This window comes from Arthrobacter sp. Soil763, assembly GCF_001428365.1.
Taxonomy (GTDB): domain Bacteria; phylum Actinomycetota; class Actinomycetes; order Actinomycetales; family Micrococcaceae; genus Arthrobacter.
Map to the genome: position 1 here is coordinate 428,379 of NZ_LMSH01000001.1, position 20,825 is coordinate 449,203.

Annotated in this window: 21 protein-coding genes; 5 read left to right on the forward strand and 16 right to left on the reverse strand. The window is 70.8% G+C overall.

Annotated features, from left to right (window positions below; translation table 11 throughout):
* On the reverse strand, nucleotides 1-1,533 hold the full coding sequence (gene lysS, locus ASG71_RS01985; RefSeq protein WP_056737200.1) for a lysine--tRNA ligase: 1,533 nt from the start codon (nucleotides 1,531-1,533) through the stop codon (nucleotides 1-3).
* 77 nt (nucleotides 1,534-1,610) lie between these two features.
* On the opposite strand from lysS, the gene ASG71_RS01990 reads away from it, so the two are divergent.
* The 3 genes from ASG71_RS01990 to ASG71_RS02000 all read left to right on the forward strand — a co-directional run bounded on the left by ASG71_RS01990 (nucleotide 1,611) and on the right by ASG71_RS02000 (nucleotide 4,158).
* Complete coding sequence (locus tag ASG71_RS01990) at nucleotides 1,611-2,582, forward strand: alpha/beta fold hydrolase (protein WP_056736551.1); 972 nt, start codon at nucleotides 1,611-1,613, stop codon at nucleotides 2,580-2,582.
* A gap of 45 nt (nucleotides 2,583-2,627) precedes the next feature.
* Nucleotides 2,628-3,254, forward strand: coding sequence for a thymidine kinase (locus tag ASG71_RS01995; protein WP_056736553.1), 627 nt, complete (start codon nucleotides 2,628-2,630; stop codon nucleotides 3,252-3,254).
* 70 nt (nucleotides 3,255-3,324) lie between these two features.
* Complete coding sequence (locus ASG71_RS02000; RefSeq protein ID WP_056736555.1) at nucleotides 3,325-4,158, forward strand: alpha/beta fold hydrolase; 834 nt, start codon at nucleotides 3,325-3,327, stop codon at nucleotides 4,156-4,158.
* 85 nt (nucleotides 4,159-4,243) lie between these two features.
* On the opposite strand, the gene ASG71_RS02005 is transcribed toward ASG71_RS02000, so the two are convergent.
* Complete coding sequence (locus ASG71_RS02005; protein ID WP_056736558.1) at nucleotides 4,244-5,719, reverse strand: MDR family MFS transporter; 1,476 nt, start codon at nucleotides 5,717-5,719, stop codon at nucleotides 4,244-4,246.
* Between the two features lie 285 nt (nucleotides 5,720-6,004).
* Here ASG71_RS02005 and ASG71_RS02010 point away from each other — a divergent pair, with 285 nt between their 5' ends.
* Complete coding sequence (locus ASG71_RS02010) at nucleotides 6,005-6,460, forward strand: SRPBCC family protein (protein WP_056736560.1); 456 nt, start codon at nucleotides 6,005-6,007, stop codon at nucleotides 6,458-6,460.
* Here ASG71_RS02010 and panC read toward each other — a convergent pair.
* The 14 genes from panC to dacB form a co-directional block, all read right to left on the reverse strand.
* Complete coding sequence (panC, locus tag ASG71_RS02015) at nucleotides 6,457-7,344, reverse strand: pantoate--beta-alanine ligase (protein WP_056736563.1); 888 nt, start codon at nucleotides 7,342-7,344, stop codon at nucleotides 6,457-6,459. The two genes, ASG71_RS02010 and panC, sit on opposite strands and share 4 nt — an antisense overlap.
* A 1-nt stretch (nucleotide 7,345) precedes the next feature.
* Nucleotides 7,346-8,266 carry a Rossmann-like and DUF2520 domain-containing protein gene (locus ASG71_RS02020; RefSeq protein ID WP_056736565.1) on the reverse strand — a complete coding sequence of 307 codons (921 nt, stop codon included), beginning with the start codon at nucleotides 8,264-8,266 and terminating at the stop codon, nucleotides 7,346-7,348.
* Nucleotides 8,259-9,836: a PH domain-containing protein gene (locus ASG71_RS02025; protein WP_056736568.1), complete on the reverse strand. Its 1,578-nt coding sequence runs from the start codon at nucleotides 9,834-9,836 to the stop codon at nucleotides 8,259-8,261. The genes ASG71_RS02020 and ASG71_RS02025 overlap by 8 nt, the downstream gene beginning before the upstream one ends.
* A gap of 24 nt (nucleotides 9,837-9,860) precedes the next feature.
* The gene (locus ASG71_RS02030) at nucleotides 9,861-10,373 is read right to left on the reverse strand and encodes a PH domain-containing protein (protein WP_056736570.1); all 513 of its coding nucleotides are present in this window, start codon (nucleotides 10,371-10,373) and stop codon (nucleotides 9,861-9,863) included.
* Nucleotides 10,354-10,878 carry a DUF3180 domain-containing protein gene (locus ASG71_RS02035; protein ID WP_056736572.1) on the reverse strand — a complete coding sequence of 175 codons (525 nt, stop codon included), beginning with the start codon at nucleotides 10,876-10,878 and terminating at the stop codon, nucleotides 10,354-10,356. The genes ASG71_RS02030 and ASG71_RS02035 overlap by 20 nt, the downstream gene beginning before the upstream one ends.
* Nucleotides 10,875-11,420 carry a 2-amino-4-hydroxy-6-hydroxymethyldihydropteridine diphosphokinase gene (gene folK, locus ASG71_RS02040; protein WP_056736574.1) on the reverse strand — a complete coding sequence of 182 codons (546 nt, stop codon included), beginning with the start codon at nucleotides 11,418-11,420 and terminating at the stop codon, nucleotides 10,875-10,877. Before folK ends, ASG71_RS02035 begins: the two co-directional genes overlap by 4 nt.
* Nucleotides 11,417-11,776 (reverse strand): dihydroneopterin aldolase, encoded by a 360-nt coding sequence (folB, locus tag ASG71_RS02045; protein WP_056736576.1) that lies wholly within the window; start codon nucleotides 11,774-11,776, stop codon nucleotides 11,417-11,419. Before folB ends, folK begins: the two co-directional genes overlap by 4 nt.
* A gap of 10 nt (nucleotides 11,777-11,786) precedes the next feature.
* Nucleotides 11,787-12,728, reverse strand: a complete 942-nt coding sequence (folP, locus tag ASG71_RS02050; protein ID WP_056736578.1) for a dihydropteroate synthase — start codon at nucleotides 12,726-12,728, stop codon at nucleotides 11,787-11,789.
* A gap of 12 nt (nucleotides 12,729-12,740) precedes the next feature.
* On the reverse strand, nucleotides 12,741-13,394 hold the full coding sequence (gene folE, locus ASG71_RS02055) for a GTP cyclohydrolase I FolE (RefSeq protein ID WP_056736581.1): 654 nt from the start codon (nucleotides 13,392-13,394) through the stop codon (nucleotides 12,741-12,743).
* A gap of 9 nt (nucleotides 13,395-13,403) precedes the next feature.
* Nucleotides 13,404-15,467: an ATP-dependent zinc metalloprotease FtsH gene (gene ftsH / locus ASG71_RS02060; RefSeq protein ID WP_056736583.1), complete on the reverse strand. Its 2,064-nt coding sequence runs from the start codon at nucleotides 15,465-15,467 to the stop codon at nucleotides 13,404-13,406.
* A gap of 218 nt (nucleotides 15,468-15,685) precedes the next feature.
* Nucleotides 15,686-16,237: a hypoxanthine phosphoribosyltransferase gene (gene hpt / locus ASG71_RS02065; RefSeq protein ID WP_056736586.1), complete on the reverse strand. Its 552-nt coding sequence runs from the start codon at nucleotides 16,235-16,237 to the stop codon at nucleotides 15,686-15,688.
* Between the two features lie 29 nt (nucleotides 16,238-16,266).
* Nucleotides 16,267-17,304 (reverse strand): tRNA lysidine(34) synthetase TilS, encoded by a 1,038-nt coding sequence (tilS, locus tag ASG71_RS02070; RefSeq protein ID WP_200947927.1) that lies wholly within the window; start codon nucleotides 17,302-17,304, stop codon nucleotides 16,267-16,269.
* 96 nt (nucleotides 17,305-17,400) lie between these two features.
* Nucleotides 17,401-18,531, reverse strand: a complete 1,131-nt coding sequence (locus tag ASG71_RS02075) for a zinc-dependent metalloprotease (RefSeq protein ID WP_056736588.1) — start codon at nucleotides 18,529-18,531, stop codon at nucleotides 17,401-17,403.
* 66 nt (nucleotides 18,532-18,597) lie between these two features.
* Complete coding sequence (gene dacB, locus ASG71_RS02080; protein WP_056736591.1) at nucleotides 18,598-20,130, reverse strand: D-alanyl-D-alanine carboxypeptidase/D-alanyl-D-alanine-endopeptidase; 1,533 nt, start codon at nucleotides 20,128-20,130, stop codon at nucleotides 18,598-18,600.
* Nucleotides 20,131-20,282: 152 nt separating this feature from the next.
* Between dacB and ASG71_RS02085 the strand changes: the two genes are divergently transcribed.
* A complete protein-coding gene (locus ASG71_RS02085; RefSeq protein ID WP_056736593.1) occupies nucleotides 20,283-20,774 on the forward strand; it encodes an inorganic diphosphatase in 492 nt (163 codons plus the stop codon).
* The last annotated feature ends 51 nt before the right edge of the window (nucleotides 20,775-20,825 follow it).

Below are 20,825 nucleotides of genomic sequence, written 5' to 3' on the forward strand. Positions count from 1 at the left end.
TCAGTGACCTTCGGGCTTGAGCAGCGGGAACAGAATGGTTTCGCGGATGCCGGCGCCGGTGAAGAGCATGACCAGCCGGTCGATGCCGAGCCCGATGCCGCCCATCGGCGGTGCGCCGTATTCCAGGGCGCGGAGGAAGTCCTCGTCCAGCTGCATGGCCTCGACGTCGCCGGCGGCCGAGCGGCGTGACTGCTCGGTCAGGCGTTCGCGCTGGATGACCGGGTCGATCAGCTCGGAGAACGCGGTGCCGCGCTCCATGCCGCCGATGATCAGGTCCCACGCCTCGATCAGCCGGTCATCCTCGCGGTGGTGGCGGGCCAGCGGCTGCGCGGAGGGCGGGTAGTCGTAGACAAAGGTGGGGTTGAGGAGGGTCGGTTCGACCAGTTCGCCGAACAGCTCCACCACGAGCTTCTCGGCGTCCCAGCCGGCGTCGACCTTCACCTCGTGCTTCGCGGCGATCTCCAGCAGCTCCGCAACCGGGGTCTCCGGGGTGATGTCCTGGCCGACGAAATCGGACAGGCCCGGGTACACGGCCATCCAGGCCCAGTCGCCGTCGAGGTTAATCTCGCCGGCCTCGGTCTGCAGCACCCGGCCCACGCCGGCGGCGTCGGCGGCGTCGAGGATGATCTCCTTGATCCGGTCCGCCATGACGAACTGGTCCGCCCAGGCCTCGTAGCTCTCCAGGGTGGTGAATTCGGGGCTGTGCGTGGAGTCGACACCCTCGTTGCGGAAGACCCGGCCCATGTCGTAGACCCGGTCGATCCCGCCGACGACGGTGCGCTTGAGGTACAGCTCGGTGGCGATGCGCAGCGTCATCTTCTGGTCGAAGGCGTTCATGTGCGTCTCGAACGGGCGGGCCGCGGCGCCGCCGTGCACCAGCTGCAGCATCGGGGTTTCCACCTCGACGTAGCCCTGGCGGTGCAGGGTCTCGCGGATGGAACGGGTGATGGCGGCCCGGGTGTAAACCATCTCGCGGGCCTCGTCGCGGACGATCAGGTCAACGTAGCGCTGGCGGACACGGGTTTCCTCGTTCAGCTCCGCGTGCAGCACGGGCAGCGGGCGCAGCGCCTTCGACGCCATGGTCCAGGATTCGGCCATGACCGAGAGCTCGCCGCGGCGCGAGGAGATGACCTCGCCCTTGATGAAGACATGGTCGCCGAGATCGACGAGGGCCTTCCAGTCCGCGAGCGCCTCCTCGCCGATGTTGGCCAGGCTGAGCATGACCTGCAGCCGGACGGCCTTGCCGTCGAGGCCGCCCTCCTGGAGGGTGGCGAAGCAGAGCTTGCCGGTGTTCCGGATGAACACGATGCGGCCGGTGACCCCGACGACGTCGCCGGTGGTCTCGTCGGCCAACAGGTGGGCGTACTTCTCGCGGATCTCCGTCAGCGAGTGGGTGCGCTCGACTCCCACCGGGTACGCCTCGATGCCGCGCTCGATCAGCTTGGCACGCTTCTCCATGCGGACCAGCGTCTGCTCGCTGGCCTCGGAATGCTCGGCGGCGGTGTGCGGGGCGGGGGTGTTTTGGGAAGTCACAATCCCCAAGTTTACCGGGCATTCGGCCGCCGCCGGTGCGCCGGGGGCGGGAACGGACCGGGAATAGACTTCCAACCATGGAGACGTGGACGATTCGGACCGACGACGGCGGCGGGCACCTGGAGCTGCACAGCTTCCGGGAACCGGCGCAGCCGCTGGCTCCGGGCCGTTTACGCACCGGCCGGGGCCGCGTCCCGGGGCCGACTGCGGCACGCCCGGCGGCGGGCACGGAACCGGCGGCCGGCGTCGTGCTGGTGCACGGGACCCTGGTGACCGATGCGCTGTACCGGCCGTTCGCCCGGAACCTGAGCCGGCTCCTGGGCCGCCCGGTGCATTGCTACAACCGTCGGGGCCGCGCCGGTTCCTCCCCGCAGCCGGCGGAATATTCGGCGGCGACGGAGGTGGCCGATCTGGCCGCGGTACTCCGGCAGACCGGCTCCACGGACGTGTTCGCGCACAGTTACGGCGGCTTCGTCGCCCTGCAGGCCGCGCGGAGCGTTCCGATCCGCCGGCTGGTGACCTACGACGCCGCCGTGTCCCTGGCCGGGAGCCTGACCAGCCGGTGGCGGCCGGAACTGGAGCGGTCGGTGGCGGCGGGGGAACTGGACCAGGCCTGGGCCCTGCTGGTGCAGGGGCTGGAAACGGCGGGACCGGTATCGAAGCTGCCGCTGGGCGCCCTGCGGATGCTCAGCATCCTCTCCGCCCGGACCCCGCTGGGCGGGCAGATGCGGGAGCTGCTGCCGACTGCGGTGGCAGAGATGCGCGCCGTGCTGGCCGCCGACGCGGAACTGGCCGACTTTGCCGGCGTCACCACGCCGGCGCTGCTGCTGACCGGGGGCTGGTCTCCGGGCTACTTCGCCGAGACGGGGCGCCAGCTGGCGGCAGCGGTCCCGGCGATGGAGTTCGGCGTGGTGCCCGGCCAGCTGCACGAAGGGCCGCTGCGCCCCGCGAACCGCCGGCTCGCCCTGGTGGCGGCGCGGTTCCTGATGGACGGCGCCAGCCGGCCGGCGCGCACCGGCCTGCATCGGCGGCTGCGGCCGGCCCGCTGACATCTGGCACTAGAATCGGGGGCGACCTCCCTCGAAAGGACCCCCTTGGCCAAGCTCTACTTCCGCTACGGCGCGATGAACTCCGGCAAGTCGACGGGCCTGCTGCAGGCCGCGTTCAATTACGAGGAGCGCGGGCAGAGGGTACTGCTGGCCAAGCCGGACATCGACACCAAGGGTGACGCCGACGTCGTGTCCCGGCTGGGCATGACCCGCTCGGTGGATTTCCTGATCCCGGCCGGCGCCTCCGCCCGGGACCTGTTCCAGGCCCAGGCCCACGGCGACGACCCGGACGCGCTGCTGCAGCACGTGGACACTCCCCCGGTGGCGTGCCTGCTGGTGGACGAGGCCCAGTTCCTAGAGCCGGATCAGGTGGATGACCTGTTCCGCATTGCCGTGCTGGACAACGTCCCGGTCCTTGCCTACGGCATCCGCACCGATTTCCGCACCCGGGCCTTCCCGGGCTCGCTCCGACTGCTGGAAATCGCCCACACCCTCGAAGAGCTCAAGACCATCTGCCGCTGCGGCCGGAAGGCGATCTTCAACACCCGGCGGATCGGCGATGAGGTGGTCTTCAACGGCGACCAGGTGGCCATCGACGGGCAGGACGCCTGGTACGAATCGCTCTGCGGCTCCTGCTACCTGGAAATCTCCGGGGGCCGGCTGGGCGGGTAACCTCCGCGCGGCGCAGGCGGCCGCCGCCCGTTTACTGGGCAGTACCGGGTGCCTCGGCTAGGCTCGAAGCATGACCCGCGAGAATATCAGAACCCCCGATGGCGGGACCCTTGAGCTTTTCAGCACGGGCGCGGAGCTGGCGGCGGCAGGTTCCGGCGTCGTCGTCGTCCCGGCGTCGATGGTGACGGCCGCGGACTACACCCGTTTCGCCCAGAAGCTCAGTGCGTCGCTGGGGCGTCCGGTGCACACCTTCAACCGGCGCGGCCGCGGCTCCTCGTCGCCGCAGCCGGAGGACTACACGCTGGACGTGGACATCCGGGACCTGGACGTCGTGATGAAGCACACCGCCAGTACCGACGTGTTCGGGCACAGCTTCGGCGGCGCGGTGGCGCTGCATGCGGCGCGCACCCTGCCGGTGGAACGGCTGGCTGTCTATGACCCCGCGGTGTCTGTCAACCACAGCGTCACGGCCGACTGGACCGACGAGTACGAGCGCCTGACCGCCGCGGGCGATGACGACCGCGCCCTCGCCGTCCTGGTCCGCGGCCTGGAAACCGGCAGCGCCCTGTCCCGGATGCCGTTGTCCATGCTGACCCTGGCGAACAAGCTCACCGCCGGCACCCCTGTGGGTAAGCAGCTGCGCGAGCTCATGAAGACCGGCGTGCGGGAGATCAAGGCGATCATCGCCGCCGACATGCCGGCGGAACCGTTCCTGGAGCTGCCGCTCGAGACGTTGATCATTGTGGGCGAGAAGAGCCCGGCCTACTTCGGCGTCGCCTGCGGCCAGATCCATGACGTGCTTTCCGGTTCCAGCTACACGATCCTGCCCGGCATGGGCCACGACGGCGTGAACAAGGCGCCGGAAAAGCTGATCAGCGAGCTCAGCGAGTTCTTCGCCGGCTGAAGCGCGAACGTACACTTGAGGCCCTCCGCGGAGGGCCTCAAGTGTACGTTCGCGCAAGTTGCCCGCGATAGAGGCTGCCCGCTGCTTAGTGGCCGCCGGGGGATGCCGCGCCGTCGGTCTTGCGCATCAGCACGGACAGGACGACGGCGGCCAGCGCTATCCCGGCCGCGGCGAGGAACGCCGCGTGCATCCCGGCGACGAGCCCGGCGGCCGCGGAGACGGCGGCGAAAATCGAGACCAGCAGTGCAGTCCCGGCCGCGCCCGCGACCTGCTGCAGGGTGCTCATGATGGCCGAACCGTGCGAGTACAGGTGCGGCGGCAGCGGGTTCAGCCCGGTGGTGAAGGCCGGGGTGAACAGCAGGGCCAGGCCCAGGCTCAGCGCCACATGCAGCCCAATGATCCAGCCGACCGGCGTCCCGGCGTCCAGCCGGGAGAACTGCCAGAGCGCCAGCACCATCAGTGTTGAGCCGGTGACGGTCAGCGGCAGCGGTCCCACCCGGTCGAAAAGCCGTCCGATGACCGGGCCGAGCAGGCCCATCGCGAGTCCGCCGGGAAGCAGGACCAGGCCGGTTTCGAGGGACTTCAGGCCTCGAATCTCCTGCAGGTACAGGGGCAGCAGGATCACGGCGCCGAACAGGGCGATCATGGCGACCACCAGCAGCAGGATGGAGACCGTGAACATCCGGAAGCGGAAGGCGCGCAGGTCCAGCAGCGGCGCCTCCCTTTTCTGCAGCCGCAGCTGCCGCAGCACGAACGCCAGCAGTGCCACGATGCCGATGCCCAGCGCCACCACCGCGGGCGCCGCCGCGCCGCCCTTGCCGCCGATCTGGCTCAGCCCGTAGACGACGCCGCCGAAGGCCGGGACGGTGAGGACGACGGAGAGGGCATCAAGCCGGGTCTTTTCGTTCTCGCCGATGTTCCGCAGGAATTTCGCGCCGATGGCGAAGGCGAGCAGCGCGATCGGCAGCACGAACACGAACATGAACCGCCAGGAGAAGTGCTGCAGGATCAGCCCGGACACGGTCGGGCCCATGGCCGGCGCCACGGAGATGGCGATGGAGACGTTGCCCATCACCGCGCCGCGGCGCGAGACCGGAACGAGGGTCAGGATGGTGGTCATCAGCAGCGGAAGCATGATCGCGGTTCCGCCGGCCTGCACAATCCTGGCCAGCAGCAGCACCTCGAAGCCGGGGGCGAGGGCCGCCAGCAGCGTCCCGGCGGAGAACAGCCCCATCGCCAGCATGAAGACCGCCCGGGTGGAGAGCCGCTGCAGGATGAACCCGGTGGTCGGGATCACCACGGCCATGGTCAGCATGAAGCCGGTCGACAGCCACTGCACCGTGGGGGCGTCCACCCGCAGGTCGGCCATCAGCCGCTGCAGGGCGACGTTCATGATCGTCTCGTTGAGGATCACCACAAAGGTGGCGACCAGCAGCGTCGTGATGACGGTGACCGACTGCCGGGAGAGCTTTTCCGGGCCGGCCGACGGGGCCGTTTCGTGGACGGCGGGCGCGGACCCGGCGGGGCTGTCCTGGACGGCGGAACGGGCATCTGCTGGCATGGGGGTTCCCTTGGGAAAGGTGGCGTGGGGTGGGCGCGGAAGCAGCCGCTACGGTTTGCAACCCGGCGCCGGCGGCGCTCATTCCCGGCGGCGCGGAAAAGTTCCGGCGGCGGGAAAAGTGGCCGCGGGCGCGGCGGGCGCGGCGGCGAGACCCGCCGAGGAACGCGGCCGGGGTCTTTCTTCCCTACCGGCCAGGCCGCGGGTGCCGTTGGCTGGACGAGGGCCGGGCTTCCGGAACGTCGTCCGGCCGGCTGCCTCCCCCCGACCGCTGCGAAAGGACCTCCCATGGGCCGCATCAAGCTTGATACCCAGATCGACGCGCCGCTCGAGCGCGTCACCGAGATCGCCGTCGACCCCTACCACTGGGCAGCGTGGTGGGTGAACCTGAGCGAGCCGAAGAAGGTCGAAGGCGACGGACGGGCCGGCACCGTCGTCGAGCACAGCTACCTGATGGCCGGGGTGCCGTTCCCGGTGACCACGCGGGTCCTCGAAAACGAGCCGACGGGCTCCGGCGGCCGGCACGTGCGGCTTGAATTCGACGGCCCGCTCAAGGGCTGGCAGACCTGGGACTATGAGCCGTCCGGGGACGGCACGCGGGTGACCGCCGAAATCGAGTACAACGTCCCCGGGGCCGCGGTCGGCAAGTTCGCCGACCGGGTGCTGGTGGAACGGATGCAGGAGCGGGCCCGGGAACAGACCCTGGCGAACCTCAAGATGATGGCCGAGGCCGCTGCCGGCTAGGAGTCCAGCGGCACGTTATCGATCAGCCGCACCGGCCCAACCCGGGCGGCGATGAGCGCCAGGCCTTCGCCGCGGAACGGGGTCTCGCGGCAGTTTTCGGCGAGCGGTTCCAGCGTGCGCGGGTCGACGACGTCGAAGTAGTCCAGTTCCACGAGCGGCTGGGACTCCACGAGAGCCCGGGCGGAGTCCAGGTCCAGTGGTTCGTGGGCGTTGGCGCGGTCCTCGACCAGCCGGAGGGCGCGGAACAGCACCAGGGCGGCCTCGCGTTCCTCGGGTGAGAGGAAGCGGTTGCGGCTGGAGAGGGCGAGCCCGTCCGCGGAGCGTACGATCGGCACCGGCACGATCTCCACCGGGAAGTTCAGGTCCGCGACCATCCGCTGGACCAGGGCCAGCTGCTGGGCGTCCTTCTGGCCGAAATAGGCCCGGTAGGCGGCCTCGCCGAGGGCGGGCTGCCCGTAGTGCAGCAGCTTCGCCACCACGGTCAGGGCGCCGTCGAAGTGGCCGGGACGGGACGCACCCTCCCACTTGTCCGCCAGCGCCCCCGAGGTGATCCGCACCATCGGCTCCCCGCCGGGATAGACCTCCTCCACCGCGGGGGCGAAGGCAAGGTCCACGCCCTCGGCCTCGAGCAGCGCCAGGTCCGCGTCCAGGGTCCGCGGGTAACGCTCCAGGTCCACGGCCTCGCCGAACTGCAGCGGGTTCACGAAGATGCTGGCCACCACGACGTCGTTCTGGGCGACGGCGGTGCGCGCCAGGCTGGCGTGCCCCTCGTGCAGGGCGCCCATGGTGGGTACGAGGCCCTGGGAGGTTCCGCGCTTTTCGGTGAGCAGGCGGGCGCTCTCGGCGCGCAGCTCGGCAGCCGTGGTCACCAGCTGGATTGCCATGTCAGGGTCCTTCCTCGGGCAGCGGCCCATCGGTGTCGGGGCTGCCCAGCGCCCGGCCGATGTCCTCGACCTGGCCCGGCTTCAGCTGCCCGCGGTGTCCTGCCCGCCGGGCCGTGGCCCGGGCCATGGCCAGGTAGGCCTCCAGAATATCGCCGCCCGAGCCGCCGTCGAGTTCGCGCAGCGCCGCCGAGTGCGCGGCGACGGTGCCGGCGTCGCCGCGCGCAACCGGGCCGGTCAGCGCCGACTCACCGGAAGCGAGTGCGTTTTCCAGGCTGGCGCGCAGGAGCGGGCCCAGCATGCGGTCCGGTGCCTCGACGCCCACGGCGCGCAGCAGTTCCGAGGCCTGCGCCACCAGGGTCACGAGGTGGTTGGAGCCGTGGGCCAGGGCCGCGTGGTAGAGCGGGCGGTCCCCCTCGGCGATCGGCACCGGTTCGGCGCCCATTTCCACCACGAGGGCCTGCGCGATCGGCAGCATGGCGGGATCGGCCGTGACGCCGAAGCTGCAGTCCAGCAGCCGGGTCAGGTCCAGGCTCATGCCGGTAAAGGTCATCGCGGGATGCAGCGCCAGCGGGATCGCGCCGGCCGCGCGCACCGGGTGCAGGATGCCGACGCCGAAGCGCCCCGAGGTGTGCGCCACGAGCTGGCCGGGCTGCCAGGCGCCCAGTTTCGCGAGGCCGGCCACCAGCGGGCCGAGGGCGTCGTCCGGGACCGCCAGCAGGACCAGTTCAGCCCGTTCCACGATGTCCTGCACCTCCAGCACCGGAACGCCCGGCAGCAGGGTTTCGGCGCGTTCCCGGCTGGCGTCGGACACGGCGGAAACACCGACGACGGCGTGCTCGGCGGCGCGCAGGGCGGCGCCCAGGACGGCCCCGACCTTTCCGGCACCGATGATTCCGACGCCGAGGCGTCCTGGCTTAGCCATACTGCGGCCCTTCCTGTGGTTCTGGGTGGGGGGAGGCGGGTTGCCGGGAGGCGGGGGCGAGCCAGTGTTCGCTCGTCTGCCGTTTCCGGGCCGACCGGGCGCGGGCGGCCTGTGCGTCCAGCAGGGCCCGGCCTTCGTCCAGTCCCGCCTGCACCAGACGCGGCGCGACCGGCCCGGCCGTGGTGTGCAGGACCAGGTCCGCCACCCGGAACCGGCGGGCGATCGGCCCCTGCTGCAGCGCGAGGGACTGGGTCCGCTGGTGCGGGACCAGGACCAGGTGGCGCCACCAGCGGCCGGAGCGGATCAGCAGGGCGGTGTCCGTGGCAGTGAAGCCGTTGCGCCGCCAGCCCAGCGGGGCGAGCAGCCGCGCCCGCCGCGGGGTGGTGACGAAACCGCCGTCGTCGGCTGCGGCCGCACCGGGAGGGCCGCCGGGGCCCGATGCCAGCCCGGTCAGCCCGGCGGTGAAGACGCGGACGGGGTCCGGCGTGCCCGGGTCGGGCAGGACCGCGGCCAGCATGGTGAACACGTCCGCCAGGGTCCCGACGGGCAGCAGGGTGGTGCGGGCGGCGCCGTCGGCGTTGCCGCCGCCGGTCCCGTAGCCGGCCACGTTGACCTGCATCCGGTACCAGCCGAAAATCCGCCACAGCGGCGGCTGGCTGATCCGCAGGGCCTGGATCCGGCCCGGCGGCAGGGTCTGGGCCTGGGTGTCCAACAGGCCGTAGCGGAGCCGGAGGCCGTCGCGGGAGGCGGCGGCGGTGAAGTTGTAGCCCTTGGTAAAGGAGTTCCAGTACGCCGCGGCCATGCCCAGGCCGGCCGGGATCAGGTAGAAGAAAAAGCCGCGGTTCTCCGTCAGGGCGGACAGCAGCACCGAGGCGGCGGCGCCGAGGACGATCACCACGCTTTGCTCGCTCAGCACGAGCGACCCGACCAGCCGGGCCGGCGGCACGCTGAGGAGCCCGCGTTCCGGAGCCTCCACCGGGGCCCGGAGCGGCCCGGCCGCGGCGTGCACCGGCACACCGGGGCCGGGCTGGTCGGGACCGGGCTGGTCAGAACCCGGCACTGGCGGGGCGGGCGTCGCGGCCGGTCCGCCGGCGGCGCTGGCGAGGATGGCGGCGCGCAGCCTGCGGGCCTCCTCCACCGGCAGGTACGCCAGGTGCACGGCCGACTGGCCGGCGTCGGCGACTTCGAACCGAAGCTCCGCGAGGCCGAAGATCCGGGCCAGCAGCGGCTGCACGACGTCGATCGCCTGGACCCGGTCCAGCCGCGCCTGGCGCTGCTGTTTGAACAGAAACCCGGTGTTGACGCGCACGTACCCGTCGGCCACCCGGTAGCGGGTGAAATACCAGGTCAGCACGAAGCCGGCCACGGTCAGCAGCAGCACTGCCCCGCCGCCGAGCAGCAGCCATGGCGCGCGCCCGGCGAACCGGTCGTCGACGACGGGCCGGCCCTGCAGCAGCCGTTCAAATGCGTCGCGGCCGAAGAAGACGGACATCGCCGCCAGCGCCACCCAGCCCCGGATGAACGGTGAGGCCGGGTGCACGCGCTGCCAGCCGTCCTGCGCGGCCGTCATGAAGCCACCGTCACAGCGCCGCCGTCACAGCCCGGCCAGTCGGGCCTCGCCGCGGGCGGACAACTGCTCGCGCAGCCGCGCCCCTTCGCCGGCGGGCAGTCCCGGAATTTCGGCGCCGGTGCCTGCCGAGGCGGTGTGAAGTTTGAGCGTGCACAGGCCCAGTCCCCGTTCCACCGGGCCGGCGCCGATGTCCACGTACTGCATGCGGCCGTACGGCACGACGAGCACGCGCTGGAAGAAGATCCCGCGCCGGATCAGCAGGTCATCCTCGCGTTCGGCGTAGCCGATCGCGCGTACCTGGCGCGGGATGAGCACCAGCCGCCAGAGTGCCACGAGCAGGGCCGCGGCCGGCAGCGCCGCGGCGGCCCACAGCGGGGGCCAGCTCCACACCCCGTTCAGCACCAGCAGCAGCGGCACCGACAGGACGGCGACGGCGACCACGTTCCCGAGCGCCCAGCCCGCCACCCGGACAGTCACGTAGCGCGGGGAAACCCGCAGCCAGGCGACCCCGGGCGGATCAATCGCCTCGGTACGCATATTCGCCCTCGGCCTTGGGCTTGCCGCGTTTGCCGGGCATGCCGGTGGTCCCGTCGGCGTCGCCGTCCTCGGGGGGAATCCGGCAGAACCGCTCAACCACCAGGCCCACCACCATCATCGCGAGTCCGCCGCCGGCCATGGACAGCGTCTCCCACGTGATGGGCTGTCCGCTGCGCACCGGCCACAGCCGCAACTGGTCCAGGAAGATCCCGGCGTGCCAGCCCAGCAGGACCGTCCCGGTGTACGCGCAGGCCTGGGCGAGGACCAAGGTCCAGGCGGCCAGGATCGGGTTGAGCAGCTGCTTTTTCTTGCCGTTGCGCCAGCGCAGCACCCGGATGCCGAGGATCAGGGTCAGCACCACGATCACGCCCATAGTGATCAGGCCGGTGAGCGGCAACACCGGGGTATCCAGGCCGTAACGGCCGGCAACCAGTGCGGCGAGCCAGCCGAGGCCGGCCAGCACGGCACCGATGAGCAGCAGCAGGAGCGGGTTGATCAGCTTCACGGAGCCTCCACCGCTCCGGCGGCACCCTTAAGGTCTTCGAAGCCGTCAAACGGGGCGAGGTCCGGGAAATCGGCGGCCCGGACCGCCAGCTCACCGACCCGCTCGCCGTTGAGTTCCGCCGCCGGATCGATCAGGGACCACGGGTACAGCACGAACGCCCGTTCCGCGGCGCGCGGGTGCGGCAGCGTCAGGTCGGGGTCAGCACTGACCAGGTCGCCGTAGGTGATGATGTCGACGTCGAGGGTCCGCGGGCCCCAGTGGACCTCGCGGACGCGGAAGTGCTTCTGCTCCACCGCGTGGCAGTGCCGCAGCAGTTCACGCGGGGACAGCGACGTTTCGACGGCGATCACCATGTTCAGGAAGTCAGGCTGGCCGGGCGGGCCGCCCACGGCCTTGGTCTGCACGATCGGCGAAATGGCCAGCAGCCGGACCTCAGGCGGGTCAACGAAGTCGGCGACGGCGGCGGAGAGCGTGTCGTTGCGTTCCCCGAGGTTACTGCCGAGCGCGATCACGGCGCGGGTGAAGGGCGCGGAGGGGGTCATGGCCGTTCCCGGTGCACGCTGACGGACACGTCGCCGAAGTCGACGTCGATCGGGGCCTGGGGTTTGTGCACGGTGACGTCCACCGCCGCGAGCGGGAAGCGCCGCAGCAGGTCCTCGGCAATCCGCACGGCCAGGGCCTCGATCAGGTTCAGCGGCGTCCCGGTGATCCAGCCGCGGATGCACTCGGCGACCTCGCCGTAATGCGCGGTGTCCCGCACGTCGTCGGACGCGGCCGCCGGGCCGAAATCCAGATGCAGCACCGCGTCGACGACGAACGGCTGGCCGTCCCGGCGTTCGAAGTCGAACACCCCGTGGTGTCCGACGGCAGTGACGCCGCTAAGCGTGATCCGGTCCATTCCCGCGGCCTCAGCTGTGGCCGGCGGCCGGCGCCGCGGGGCGGGGAACCGGCGCGATACGGGCGGCGACCTTGACGGCGTCGAGGCTGGAGGAGACGTCGTGCACCCGGACCGCCCAGGCGCCGCGGAGGGCGCTGATGGCGGTCACGGCCGCGGTGGCAGCGTCGCGCTCGGCGGGGGCCGCCGCCTTGCCGGCGACGGTCAGGAGGCTGCCGAGGAAGCGCTTCCGGGAGGCCGCGACCAGGACGCGGTGGCCCATGGCCTGGAGCACGTCGATGTTCTGCAGGAGTTCCCAGTTCTGCGCCTCGTTCTTGGCAAAGCCCAGGCCGGGGTCGAGGATGATCTGCTCCGGCGTGGCCCCGGCGGCGTACAGCTTGTCCCGGACGCCGGCGAGCTCTGCGGCGACCTCCCCCGCGACGTCGGTGTAGTCGGCGAGCGAGTCCATGGTGCTGGCGTCGCCGCGGCGGTGGGTGAGGATGTACGGCGCCTTGCTGCGCGCCACCAGCTCCACCATGTCCGGTTCGATCGTGAGGCCGGAGACGTCGTTGATGATGGCGGCACCGGCGGCCAGCGCGGCCTCTGCGGTGGCGGCGTGGGTGGTGTCGATGCTCACCAGGGCGCCGGCCTTGACCAGCGCCTCGATCACGGGCAGCACCCGCTGCTGTTCCTCCGCGACGCTGACCTCGGCGGCGCCGGGCCGGGTGGACTCCCCGCCGACGTCGATGATGTCGGCGCCGGCGTAGTACATCCGCAGGCCGGCGGCGACGGCGGAATCCGCGGTCGCGTGCCGGCCGCCGTCGCTGAACGAATCCGGGGTGACGTTGAGGATCCCCATCACCAGCGTCCGGTCCGTGGGCAGGTCCTTGAAGGCGGCCGCCGGGCGCGGCTTGCGCAGCACGGGCAGCGGCGAGGTGGCGGGTCCGGTTCCGGGTGCTGCGGCGAGGGAATCCATTGTGTGTCTTTCTTACCTTCCGAGGATGAGGCTCATGGCTTCGGCGCGGGTGGCCGGGTCATGCAGCTGCCCGCGGACCGCGCTGGTCACGGTCTTCGCGCCGGGCTTGCGGATGCCGCGCATCGACATGCAAAGGTGTTCGCATTCGACGACGACGATCGCGCCGCGCGGCTTCAGGTGGGTCACCAGGGCTTCGACGATCTGGGTCGTCAGCCGTTCCTGGACCTGCGGGCGACGGGCGTACATGTCCACCAGCCGGGCCAGCTTGCTCAGCCCGGTCACCTTGCCGTCATGGGAGGGGATGTAGCCGACGTGCGCCACGCCGTGGAATGGGACCAGGTGGTGTTCGCAGGTCGAGTAGAACGGGATGTCCTTGACCAGGACGAGTTCCTCGTGGTCCAGGTCGAAGGTGGTGGCGAGGATCTCGGCGGCGTCGTGGTGCAGCCCGGCAAACATTTCCGCGTAGGCGTTGGCCACCCTTTTCGGGGTGTCCTGCAGCCCGCCCCGGTCCGGGTCTTCGCCGATGGCGAGCAGGATCTCGCGCACCGCCGCCCGGATCCGCGGGCGGTCCACCTTGCTGGAATGCTGGCCGGCCGCCCCCGCCGCCTCGGCGGAGAAGGCGCCGGCGGTGGCGGGAACGTCGTCGTCGTCGAAGAAGGAAGTCACAGCAAAAGCCTAGCCGGGATGGACGTCAGGCCCGATATCCGTAACGCCCTCCTGGAAGGACTCCTGTCCGGGCACGCCCTGGGCGTGCGGCGGGCGGGCGTCCAGCGGCTCCTCGAGCCGGGCTTCCTTGGCTTCCTCCTGGGCCTCGCGTTCGGCCTTCTCGCGGCGGGATTCCACCGGGCCGACGCCGAGGATGGGGCGGCTTTCCTTCGACAGCCAGATCTCGCGGAAATCGCGCTTGCGGATATCCGAGAAGACCTGCGCGATCTCGTTCTGGTTCAGCGTCTCGCGTTCGAGCAGTTCCACTGCGAGGCGGTCCAGGACGTCGCGGTTCTCGGTCAAGATCGCGTACGCCTCGTCGTGGGCGTTCTCGATCAGGCGGCGCACTTCCTCGTCCACGACGTAGGCGATCTGGTCCGAGTAGTTGCGCTCGTGGCCGGCGTCGCGGCCCAGGAACGGCTCGCCGCCGCCCTGGCCGAGCCGGACGGCGCCCACGCGCTCACTCATGCCGAACTCGGTGACCATCTTGCGGGCGATGCCGGTGGCCTTCTCGATGTCGTTGGAGGCACCGGTGGACGGGTCGTGGAAGACGAGTTCCTCGGCGACCCGGCCGCCCATGGCGTAGGCCATCTGGTCCAGCAGTTCGTTGCGGGTCACGGAGTACTTGTCGTTCTCCGGGACCACCATCGTGTAGCCGAGGGCGCGGCCGCGCGGCAGGATGGTGATCTTGGTGACCGGCGCGGAGTTGCGCAGCGCCGCGGCGACCAGGGCGTGGCCGCCCTCGTGGTAGGCGGTGACCTTGCGCTCGTGTTCCTTCATGACCCGGCTGCGCTTTTGCGGGCCGGCCATGACGCGGTCGATTGCCTCGTCCAGCGCCCGGTCATCGATCAGGTTCGCGTTGGAGCGGGCGGTGAGCAGCGCGGCCTCGTTCAGGACGTTGGCCAGGTCCGCGCCGGTGTAGCCGGGGGTCTTCTTTGCCACGGCCTTGAGGTCGACGCCGGGAGCCATCGGCTTGCCCTTGGCGTGGACCTTGAGGATCTGGTCGCGGCCGATCAAATCCGGGGCTTCGACCGAGATCTGGCGGTCGAAGCGGCCGGGGCGGAGCAGTGCCGGGTCGAGCACGTCCGGGCGGTTCGTCGCCGCGATCAGGATGACGTTGGTCTTCACGTCGAAGCCGTCCATCTCGACCAGCAGCTGGTTGAGGGTCTGCTCGCGCTCGTCGTTGCCGCCGCCGATGCCGGCGCCGCGGTGGCGGCCGACGGCGTCGATCTCATCGACGAAGATGATGGCCGGCGAGTTCGCCTTGGCCTGTTCGAAGAGGTCGCGGACGCGGGAGGCGCCGACGCCGACGAACATTTCCACGAAGTCGGAGCCGGAGATGGAGAAGAACGGGACTCCGGCTTCGCCGGCGACGGCGCGGGCCAGCAGCGTCTTGCCGGTGCCGGGAGGGCCGTAGAGCAGCACGCCCTTGGGGATCTTGGCCCCGACGGCCTGGAATTTGGCGGGTTCCTGGAGGAATTCCTTGATTTCCTGGAGTTCCTCGACGGCCTCGTCGGCGCCGGCGACGTCGCTGAAGGTCACCTGCGGCATGTCCTTGTTGACCATCTTGGCCCTGGACTTGCCGAACTGCATGACCTTGGAGCCGCCGCCCTGCATCCGGGAGAGCAGGAACCAGAAGAGGACGCCCAGCAGGAGCACGGGAACCAGCAGGGAGAACAGGCCGGAGAACCAGTTGCTCTCGACCGGCTGGTCGGTGAAGCCGCTCGGCGGCTTCGCAGCGGTGACGGCCTTGACGACGTCCTCCGCGCGGGCGTTGACGAAGTAGAACTGGACGTTTTTGCCCTTGTTCTGGCCGTCCATCTGGTAGTCGTCCTTCAGGACCAGGTCCACGCGGTTCTCGGCGTCGAAAATCTTGGCCTGTTCGACCTTGCCGGAGGACAGCTGCGCGAGGCCGGCATCAGTGTCGATCCGCACCGAGCCGCCCGGGGCGAGCGTGGCAAAGGCCAGCAGGAGCATGCCGATGACAACGACAATCCAGATGCCCGGGCCCTTGAAGAAACTCTTAGCTTTCATCTGATCGGGGGCTGGCCCCGTCCCTCCTGGTAGTGCTGCACGGCGACCGTTCTGCGCGCGTGTGGTGCTGCGTCAGGTTATAGCTATACACCGTCGCACAGACTCACGCACGGTCAGGGGCAAAAGTTCCCTGAGGGCGTAGCCGGGCGCCGTGCGGCGCGGAACGGGCCGGGTTCCGACGCCGGCGGGAGGGGCCGCCGGGGCGGCCGGGCTCCGGTCTACTCGTAGACGTGCGGGGCCAGGGTGCCCACGAAGTCCAGGTTGCGGTACTTCTCGGCGTAGTCCAGGCCGTAGCCGACCACGAACTCGTTCGGGATGTCGTAGCCGACGTACTTAACGTCGATCTGGACCTTGGCGGCGGTGGGCTTGCGGAAAGCGGTGCAGATTTCCACGGAGGCCGGGCCGCGGGACTCCAGGTTGGTCTTGAGCCAGGACAGCGTCAGGCCGGAGTCGATGATGTCCTCGACAATCAGGACGTGCTTGCCCAGCAGGTCGGTGTCGAGGTCCTTGAGAATCCGCACCACGCCGGAGGACTGCGTGCCGGAGCCGTAGGAGGAGACGGCCATCCAGTCCATCGAGACGTGGCTGTGCAGTGCCCGGGCCAGGTCGGCCATGACCATGACCGCGCCCTTGAGCACGCCGACGATCAGCAGCTCGCGGCCCTCGTAGTCCTTGTCGATCTGGGCAGCCAGCTCGGCGATCCTGGTCTGGATCTGTTCCTTCGAGTACAGAACGTGCTTGAGGTCTGCCTGGACGTCGTTTGAATCCACGAATGGCTCCTGTGTAGATGCGGGTGCGGCTATTCTTGGGGCGGCTTTTGAGGCCGGAATACAAGCTTCCCACAGCGGGCGCCTTCACGGGGAACCCCGGCAGCGCCGGAACGCTCCTCCGCGGACAGCTGGGCGAGCGAGAGCCGGTAGACGCTCACGCCGCCGGGCAGCTCCACCGGCCCCGCCGATCCCTGCCGGCGCAGCAGCGCCTCGGCGGCCAGCAGCCGCTGGTAGCTGGGCTGTTGCCCGCCGATGGCGGCGGCGGCCTTCGCGATCACACGGAACCTGATCGCCGGCGGCAGCTCGCGCAGCCCGGCCTCGGGCAGGCTGAGCTCCGCGCCGAAGCGTTCGCGCAGGCGCAGGTACGTGGCGTTGGCCACATCCTCAAGGTAGTCGGCGTCGAGCTGCAGGATGGCTGCCGTCCTGGCAAGTGACTCCGCGACGCCGGGACCGAGCTTGTCCTCCAGCATGGGCAGCACTTCCACCCGGGTCCGGGACCGGGCGAAGGCGGGGTCCTGGTTGCTCGGGTCGTGCCACGGGTCCAACCCCTCCGCGGCGCAGATGTCCAGGGTTTCGGCCCGGCGCAGTTCCAGGAACGGCCGCATCAGGCGGCCGCGGACCGGCCGCATGCCCGCGAGCGACCGGGTGCCCGAGCCGCGGGCCAGGCCCAGCAGGACCTGTTCGGCCTGGTCGTCCAGGGTGTGGCCGAGCAGGATGGCGTCGGCCCCGGTGTCGTCGGCGGCGGCGTCGAGCGCTGCGTGCCGGGCGTCCCGCGCGGCGGCTTCCGGCCCCATCCCGGTGGGCGCGACGTCGACCGTCCTGACCTGGACCGGGTCGAGGCCAAGGCCGCGGAGCACCTCGGCGGTAGCCGCGGCCACCTCGGCGGAACCGGGCTGCAGCCGGTGGTCCACGACGACGGCGCCGACGGAGACCGGGTGCCCGTCGACGTGGCCGCGGCGGGCGAAGTAGGCGGCGACGGCGGCGAGCGCGAGCGAGTCCGGGCCGCCGCTGCAGGCCACGAGCACCCGTCCGGGGTAGCCGGCGCCGGCGAGCGCGTCCTGCAGCAGCTTCCGCGCCTTGCCGACGACGGGCGCGAGGCGTCCGGGCCGCCGTCGTGCTCCGGACGCTGCCGGGAGGCCGGGACCGGTGGTGTCCGGCACGGGCTAGAGGCCCATCCGCTCGAGCCACAACTTCGGGTCGTGGATCTCGGGCTCGGTGGGCAGGTGGCCGGCTTCCTCCCAGACCCGGTTGAACCCGTCCATCCCGGCGGCGTCGACCACCTGCCGGACGAATTTCGAGCCGTCGCTGTACTGCCGCATCTTCGCGTCGAGGCCCAGCAGGCTGCGGATGAACTTCTCGACCGCCCCGCGGTCCTTGCCGCGGGCGTTGAAGCGCTGCCGGATGGTCTTGACCGAGGGGACGATGCTGGCGTCCACCGCATCCATGACCACATTGGCGTGGCCCTCAAGCAGGCTCATGACCGCAGTGAGGTGCGAGATCGCAGCCTTCTCCTCCGGGTCCTGCAGCAGGTCGAGGATGGCTCCCCGGCCCGGCGCGGACCCTGGCGCGGAACGGTCCTTGAGCGACTTCGCGGCCGCCGCGGCGCGTTCCATGATCGAATCGACGTTGCCGAGCAGGTGTCCGCTGAGGCCCTCGATCTGGTCCAGCATGTGGTGGCGCAGCCACGGGGCGGCGGCGAACTGCACGCGGTGGGTCTGTTCGTGCAGGCACACCCACAGCCGGAAGTCCTCGGGCGCGACGTTGAGCTCGCGTTCCACCGAGATGATGTTGGGGGCCACCAGCAGCAGCCGGCCGGCGGCGGGGGCGGTGGAGTTCGGGGCCAGCGAGGCGAACGGGTCGTACTGGCCGAGGACCTTGCTGGAGAGGAACGCCAGGATCGCGCCGAGCTGGCTGCCGGTGATCGCACCGCTGACGCTCGCGGTGCCCGGGCCGACCGTCCCGTGCCGGCCCTCAAGCATCTTTTCAATCGCGGGCTGGAGCATCACGGCGAAGCTCTGCGTGTTCGCCTTCGCCCACGACGCCCGATCCACCACCAGGACGGAGGAGTCGCGCAGGTCGCGGGCCGCCTCGAGCCGGGTGATGTCGTGCACGTGCGGCACGGAGATGTCCGCCATAAGGCGCAGGTTGTCGACGGCGGCGCCGATCTCCCCGGCGCTGAGCACCGGGCCGGGCGGGGTGAGCCGCGCGGCCGTGGACGCGGCGAGCTCCCAGTTGATCAGGGCTTGGGCCCGGGTTTTCGACTCTGCTGACGTCTCGCGCGAAGAGAACTCCATAACCCCCATCAGATCACAGCGGGCCGGGATTGCGCCTTAATCCCTGGGACGGTCCGTTGGGCGGTCCTAGCGGCAGCCGCAGCCGGCGAGGATCGAGGCCGCCCGGTCCAGGGCCACCTTGTTGCCGGCGGCGCCGGGGGTGAGGCCGTTGCCGATGAAGGAGAAGACCAGCAGGCGGCCGTCGGCGTCGACGACGTAACCACTGAGTGCGATCACGGTGTTCAGGGTGCCGGTCTTGGCCCGGACCAGGCCGGCGCCGCCGGCGGTGCTGGAGTCCGTGTACCGGCTATCCAGCGTCCCGGTCAGCCCGGCCACCGGGAACCCGGCCAGCGCGGACCGGAGGCGGGTGTCCGGGCCGCTCGTCATGGCGCGGACGACGGCGGACAGCTGCCGCGCCGAGACCTTGTTGGCGAGCGTCAGCCCGGCCAGGTCGGCCGCCCGGAGCGTGGCCGCGGGAACTTTCAGCTCCTCCAGCTGCTGCAGCACGGCGGCGACGGCACCGTCATTGCTGGCCGGCTTCCCCTCCGCGGCCGCCACCATCCGGCCCAGCACCTCGGCGAGGTAGTTGTCCGAGGTGCGCAGCATCAGGTCCACCTGCTGGCCGACGGTGGCGGACTGGACCTCGGCCAGGACCGCGCCCGCCTGCCAGCCGCTTGCTCCGCCGGACTCAGTGTCGGGCTTTGCAGGCGCCGGGGACGGCGTCGGCAGCGCCGGTGCGCGGTTCACGCCGGCCGCCACGGTGACCCCGGCGGCGGAAAGCCGGTCCGCAAAGGCCTGCGCGGCGGTCAGGGCCGCATCCCGCGGTCGCGGGCCGGCGGTGACGTCCGGGTCATAGCGTGCCGAGTTCAGGGCCAGCGGGAACAACGGCGCGACTTCCCCGGCCGCCACGTCTTCCGGGCTCCAGGCCGGGTTGAGGGCTGGCCCGCTGAAAAGCGAATCGTCCAGCAGCACCTTGACCTTCGTGGTGGCACCGGCCTGCTGCAGCGCCCGGGCGGTGGACCGCGCCAGGGTGGCAAGGCCGGCGTGGCCCAGCACGGCGTTCGGTTCGGAGTCGCCCGCGCCCAGCAGCACGTCTCCCCCGCCGGTCAGGACGACGCTGCCCGGGGCGGGGCCGGCCACGACCCTGGTGCTGAACCGCGTCTCCGGGCCCAGCGTGCGGAGCGCGGCGGCGGCGGTGAGCAGCTTGATGTTGGAGGCGGGGGCACGCAGTTCGTCGCCGGACCGGTCGAAAAGCACCTTGCCCGTGACGGCGTCCTGCACCACGCCGCTGAAGGAGCCGGCGCCGTCGGCCTTGAGCGTTGCCGTGAGTTTGGCGGCGAGGACAGCGGCGCCGGGCATCGGGGCCGTGCCGGTGAGCGGCTGCAGGGCGGCCGGGTGTCCGGCGGCTCCGGCGGAGCTGAGGGTCTCCGGGACCTGCTGCCACGGGCCGGCGGCGACGGGTTCCGGGGGCGCCGGCGGGCCGAGGAATCCGGGGCTGAGGGCCGCGCCGGCGGGAACGGCGAGCGCGGCAATCAGGAGGGCCGGGAGCAGCATCGGGAGGATCCGCCCGAGGCTTCCGGGCTCCTGGGCCGTGCCCCCGCGGCCCTCACTGCGTTTCATGCTGCTGCTGGTCCTTAGTTCCGAAATGTCCCCGCTAGTTCCTGAAACCAGGGCCTGTCGCTATATCCTCAATAATAGTCGGCGGCACCGTCACCACTTTTTCCGGACGCCACGTGTGCCGCGCACCCCCTGAATCCGTCGAGGAGCATTCCATGAAGCATGACGTGACCATCGAGATCCCCAAGGGATCACGCGTCAAGTACGAAGTCGACCACGAGACCGGCCGCGTCCGCCTGGACCGCGTCCTGTTCACCTCCATGCAGTACCCCACGCACTACGGCTTCTTCGAGAACACCCTGGGCGAGGACGGCGACCCGCTGGACGCCCTGGTGCTCCTGCAGGACTTCGACCTCTACCCCGGCGTGATCGTCGAGGCCCGCCCGATCGGCGTGTTCAACATGACCGACGACGGCGGCGGGGACGCCAAGGTCCTCTGCGTGCCGGCCGACGCCCGTTTCGACCACATCAACGAGATCAGCGACGTCAACGAGTTCCTGATCAAGGAGATCGAGCACTTCTTCACCCGCTACAAGGACCTGGAGCCCGGCAAGTGGGTCAAGGCCGAGGGCTGGGGCGACCGCGCCGCCGCCGAAGCCGAGCTCGAAGCCTCGATCAAGCGCTTCGTCCCCGGCGCCGGACACTAGTCCCCCTAGCGCGAACGTACACTTGAGGCCCTGGAATCCGCTGATTTCGGG